At 46.9% G+C, this 5704-nt stretch carries 4 protein-coding genes and 1 pseudogene; 1 reads left to right on the top strand and 4 read right to left on the bottom strand.

Annotated elements, in window-relative coordinates:
- Positions 1 to 66: 66 nt before the first annotated feature.
- The 4 genes and pseudogenes from NC981_RS25555 to NC981_RS25540 form a co-directional block, all read right to left on the bottom strand.
- Entirely contained in the window at positions 67 to 459 is a 393-nt protein-coding gene (locus NC981_RS25555) for a response regulator (protein WP_348245599.1), read from the bottom strand.
- 238 nt (positions 460 to 697) lie between these two features.
- A pseudogene (locus NC981_RS25550) lies at positions 698 to 2039 on the bottom strand (DUF2254 domain-containing protein).
- Positions 2017 to 3030 (bottom strand): mechanosensitive ion channel family protein, encoded by a 1014-nt coding sequence (locus tag NC981_RS25545; protein ID WP_348245598.1) that lies wholly within the window; start codon positions 3028 to 3030, stop codon positions 2017 to 2019. Before NC981_RS25545 ends, NC981_RS25550 begins: the two are co-directional and overlap by 23 nt.
- A 79-nt stretch (positions 3031 to 3109) precedes the next feature.
- Complete coding sequence (locus NC981_RS25540; RefSeq protein ID WP_348245597.1) at positions 3110 to 4381, bottom strand: DUF389 domain-containing protein; 1272 nt, start codon at positions 4379 to 4381, stop codon at positions 3110 to 3112.
- Between the two features lie 109 nt (positions 4382 to 4490).
- Here NC981_RS25540 and NC981_RS25535 point away from each other — a divergent pair, with 109 nt between their 5' ends.
- A complete protein-coding gene (locus NC981_RS25535; RefSeq protein WP_348245600.1) occupies positions 4491 to 5522 on the top strand; it encodes a DUF389 domain-containing protein in 1032 nt (343 codons plus the stop codon).
- Positions 5523 to 5704 lie beyond the last annotated feature (182 nt).

Raw genomic sequence — 5704 nt, 5'->3', positions numbered from 1 at the left:
GCAAGATGATTTCTGGGAGAAAATGATGCCATTTGAACAGAGAGTTCGCCGTCATTTTGAGCAGGATCAGAGAAAATTGGGCTTCCACACCTTACCATTTTTGCGACATAACCAGACCGCTCGAATGCGTGCCAACAATTCTCGTGTGTTAAATGGCTTCGTGATGTAGTCATCGGCTCCTGCTTCGAGTCCCCACACTTTGTCGATGTCTTGGTCTTTTGCGGTCAGCATCACAATGGGAACATCGGAAAATGCTCGGATGCGCCAACACACCTCCATGCCGCCTATCTCTGGTAGCATCAGATCCAGCAAAATGACATCCGGCACTTGCTTGTGAAATAGTTTCAATGCAGCAGCACCATCTGATGCAGTTGTGACTTCATAGCCCTCCTTCTGCAAAGCATAGCTCAGGCTATCACGCAGCGGTGCTTCATCATCAACCAGTAAGACATGAGGCATATTCGTAACTTAGATAATCCATTATAGAATATGTCCCTCGTATCGATTTTCATACCTCCCCCTTAAGGTATAACTTGTTCAACTCGGCGTGTAATACAAATCGATGATTTAGTATGAAGTCACGTTCCCTTTCCGCCCACTTTCAAGTTTCTCCGTGGATAGAATTCTTATGACTGAAGCCTTGACTCCCCAGACACAGCAACCGACATCACACCTGCGGTTCCTTACGGAATGAATGTCAGAGTTGCCTGAAATCAAGGTTAGCTTCTTCAGAATCTAAGGCTGTTATTGCTTCTTGATATCGCTGCTCCACATCATGGAGATCGCACTTCTCAGATAGCGCATTTTGGCTACCGCGCTGAATCATTTCTGCATGACGACGTAGAACGCCTCTCTGGGTTGAAGTTTCTGCATACGTTGCAATCAGCGCGATCGCTTCGAGCAGTCGAATTGTGACGGCGGCATCCGATCGAGCATATTGTCATCTGGTTGAAAGCCCGATCGGTAAGAGCCTCAAAGGTTGTCGGTTCAGCAATGATTCGCAGCGTATGATTATCGTCGTAGCGGTAAGGAGAAGGAAAATCTCTCTGGGCTAATCGGCTTAACCCTGCACCGAGCCGATCAATGCAGCGAATGGCTGTAAAGGGATCATTCACCGCAGGAGAAATCGCTCGCAATGCGATTTCGACGAGTTGCTCGATCGGAAAGGCAATGTCTTGTTGTTCAGTCCGTTCATTGCCGAAGATGAAAGCTTTTTGAATTTGTTTGACCAGCTTTGGGGAAAGGTTAGAGTGTGGATAGACCAGAACTAGGGGAGTGCTTGGAATCACGTACTTTCCGGGTCGTGTTTTGAGGCACAACATCACATCGGCTTGACGGGCGAGTTGCATCAGTTCTTCATCCTCGATCGCTTGTAGATATCCTTTTTGTAATGCTTTGACGGGCGCGGATTGCTGCTCGAACTGATTGGGAATTTCTCCCACCTGTCGCTGTGAATGTTGTCCAATTCGCTCCGGGTAAAGTCGATCAATGGCGCGATCGAGATCATCACTAACATTGACAATCACTTGCGAAGCTTGAATGATAGTTGAAGCGTGATGAATGAAATAGATTAAAACACCTGTGCTAACAATGGCAAGCGCAACGCCAACGGTGACAGCCATCTGAGGAACAAACGGCGAATAGTTCTCTCCTCGAATCGTTCTCAAGACTAATAAGCAGTAGATAAAAGTTCCAATGAATGTTCCTAAGACAACCTGGTTGCCGACATCCTGCATGAAATTTCGCAGCAAGCGCGGTCCGAAATTAGAAGCAGCGAGTTGTAAAGCGACGATCGTAACCGAAAAGGCTGTTCCTGCAACGGTAATCATCGACCCTGCGATCGCGGATAACACAGCTCGTGCGCCATCTGGTCCGCCTGTATAGAGCCACCAGAGATGGGTTGTGCCTGATTTTCCTGTGCGATCGAGATGAAGCATTGTAAATGCAAGTGCGATCGCAGCGATCAAGATGACCCCTGGGAAAAACCAGTAGCTCGATTGTAAAGTGTCCCAATACTTACTCAGCTTTGTGTTTTTCATGATGATTCGGAGAGGGATGACCGTTCTGCTGAACGCTTCGTTCTGCTAATGTTTGGAGTGCTTCACTAATGCTGCGAGCGCGAGGGACTTGTTTCTGTCCAGCGGGCCATCCTTCTTGCTGTCGAGTCCGATCGCCGTCTGTTTCTTCGGTTTGATCATGAAACAGAATTTGCTGGGTGGGAAAGGGTAAATCAATGCCATTCGCAGTTAACTTCTGCTTGATTGCTGTGAGGACTTGATCTCGCGATCGCAAATCATCAATTCGACGCGGCGGTTTGATCCACCAGCGCACTCGAATGTTGACGGTACTTTCTGCAAGTTCCATCACCAACACATCCGGTGCGGGATCACGAAGCACTTCATCTATCTCTTCTAATGCTTCATGAATCAGCTGTTTTGCCTGTTCAATGTCATCACCGTAGCCAATGCCAACATCGTATTCCATGCGGCGACTGTCAAAGGCTGTATTCACTGTCACCGAATTTGTAAACAGTTCAGAATTTGGAATCACAATGCGGCGATTGTCGTAAGTTCTAATTGTGGTGGCACGAGTTTCAATGTTCTCGACAGTTCCCTCAAAGTTCTTAAACACGATTTGATCCCCGATGCGAAACGGTTCGGTTAAAAGAATCAGAATTCCTGACAAAAAATTCTGGAGGATGTCTCGAAATGCAAAACCGATCGCGACTCCACTGATTCCAAGTAGTTGCACCAAATCGCCTGCTCTAAAGGTTGGAACGACGATCGACAACGAGACAAATAACCCAATCAAAATGATAGTTCCTTGAGCTAATCGCCCTAGGACTAAGCCTAAGTTGCGAGCCTGTCGTCGATTTGCAGTTGCCCGTCGTACTGTTCGCTTAACCACTCTTGCAATAAAAAAGAAAATAGAAAAGACAATGATGGCGAGAATTAAGCTGGGAAGCAAGGCGATGAAATCGCGCACCATTGACTCAAGCTGTTTCCACAGTGCTGATAGCTCAAAATTCATAACTGTTTTTACACACGAAAACCTGGACACGAATTCTAGAAAAGTGACGGAGACATGTCCTCTGTCTCTAGGAGTGAGCCTATTGAGTTTTGGGTGCTTCTAGAACAGTCACGCTAACGAGCGGGGTAACATTAAAACCCTGATTAAGCAAACGAGTTTGAATGGTTTGAGTTAAGCGATCGCGAACCTGCTGATTAGAAAGAGTGCTTCCAGGTTGGCGTTGAACATAGACCTCAGTTAATAGGGAGTTTTGTCCTGAGGTCTCTGCACGAGTAAAGCGCACGTTCGCTTCAACTAATTGCGCGAATCCAGTCTGCTCAACCGCTTGTTGCACTTCTGCATTCGCTCGTTGAGCACGACTCGATCGTTCAAACTGGGGGGAATTCCAGAACTGCCAGGTTGAAATTGCAACGAGTGAAATCAGAGAAACACTGAGCGCGATCGGAAAAACTTGTCGCTTTCCACGCGAATATCGGCTTCCCTGAAAAGTCAGTCCATAAGCTCGAAAGATCAACGTCGCCGATAAATGAATGCCAAATAGCTGCAATGCAAGTAAAAACAATCCACTGATGGTCATATCCCATCGTCCAATCGCGCTTGCCATTCCGACAATTCCTGCTGGTGGTGCAAGCGAAGCAGCAACTAACATTCCGGCTGCCGCTCCGGATACTAAGCTACTCCGCTCTGACTGTACCAAGTTCAACGCTCCCGCCGCTCCTGCTGCTAAAGGGATTAATACCGCTACGGCTGAAATCTGACTGCTATCTACCATGAGCGATGTTGGGATCTGCTGCTGAAGGATCACGCTCAATAGGAACGCGATCGCGGTTGTGACTGTTAATGCTGCAAAATATCGGAGGATACTGCGACCCAATAGCTGTAGATCTCCGCGTGCAGTTGCGATCGCGCTATTCATTGCGGGACCTGCGAAGGGTGCGATTAGCATTGCGGCAACCAGAAGATAGCTTGTATTCGTGTATAGTCCAATCCACACCACCACTCCTGCCACCGCAGCATACGCGAGAAAGCTACGCCACGATCCAACACTCTGCAATCCTGACAAGAAGATCTCGATCGGGCTACGAGATTTAACATTTTTAACTTGTTGCGGAGCTTCAGAAGCAGGGGGACGTAGCGCAATGATACCCGTTGGCAACCAAGTAATATGAACCTCTGGCAAATCTTCGAGCTTGGCGAGCAAGTTTTCAACTTGTCGATTAGAAACATGAACAATAGCGAGATCAATACTTTGAGCTTCAATTTTTGAAAAATTCACGGCATTACAAGACTTTGCGATTTGTAGGACTGTTTCCCCCTGTCCTTGCGGCACTTGAATCATCAGTTGACGCATTGTTAATTCCTCAGACTGTTTGTTGAGTCTACTCAGACTTGCGCTAGATGACGACTTCCGAAAGAAAGATGCTAATACTTGAGATTACGCCTGTGGAGGGGAGATGGCTATGCTATTAGCTGGGTTTCGCAGTTGGCTGCGCCAAGCTTCAAAGAAAAGATGGGTTCGGCAATCGATCGCTCCTGAGCGCCTTCGACAAATTCAAACTGAATTGTTAGACGAAGCGATTCCTGATCGTCCTTACTTTGTTTTAATTATTGGCTCTTGCCTGATTGCAACGTTTGGACTGCTGACCAATAGTGTAGCCGTAATTATTGGTGCAATGATTGTGGCTCCATTAATGCTCCCAATTCGCGCTCTAGCCTTCGGTGCATTAACCGGAAATGTGCGGCTCTTTCGTCAAGGATTTGGATCTGTGGTATTGGGAACGATCACAGCGATCGCAATCTCTATAATGACAGGAACATTAGTCAACTTGTCCAGCTTTGGGTCAGAAATCTTAGCCCGATCAAGACCCACTTTGCTTGACTTGGGAATTGCGATCGCAGCCGGAGCAATCAGCGCTTACGCGAAATGGCAACCCAGAATATCAGGAACATTAGCGGGAACCGCGATCGCGGTCGCCTTGATGCCGCCAATTTGTGTAATCGGATTGGGTCTCTCAAAATTGGATGGTTCGCTCAGTCTTGGTGCAACGTTGCTCTATCTGACGAACCTGCTCGGTATTACGCTGGCTTGTATGCTAACCTTCTTGATTCTTGGCTGTTCTCCCTTGCGTCGCGCTCACAAACCTTTATGTACAGCCTTAGCACTAACAGCCTTATTGGCGGTTCCACTAGGAATTAGCTTTGCTCAATTAATGCGACAAGCACAGTTAGAAACCAATTTGAAGCAAGCGCTACTCAATGATACTGTGACTTTTCAGCAAGTCACCTTGTTGAAAAGTGAAACCAATTGGCTCACAACTCCACCAGAGGTTCGACTACAAGTGCGGTCGCAAAATCCAGTCACGCCAAAACAAGTGCGTCTGCTAGAAGAATTTTTAGAACGCAAAATGAGTCAGCCTTTCCGACTCGTCTTTGAAGTGGGTAAAGTACAGGAAGTCCGAGCGGAGTCTCCCCCTGATGTTAAATCAAATTGATAAAACACGACGCTGTATCTTTTAAGCTAATAGATCATATCAATTACAATTTAAGCATTTTAGTGTCTAACTAAACCACTATGCACTGAAAGTACATAGGTTCCTTCAGGGCTGAAAGCCCAAGTGAACTCATTCCAGCAAGAAATTGTCGTTGTCCTGATTTGATGGATTTCGATGATGTT

This window comes from Leptolyngbya sp. DQ-M1 (assembly GCF_039962505.1).
In the GTDB taxonomy this organism is placed as follows: domain Bacteria; phylum Cyanobacteriota; class Cyanobacteriia; order Leptolyngbyales; family Leptolyngbyaceae; genus Leptolyngbya.
The sequence above is the reverse complement of the archived record's forward strand: the minus strand, read 5'-3'. Positions and strand labels throughout refer to the sequence as shown.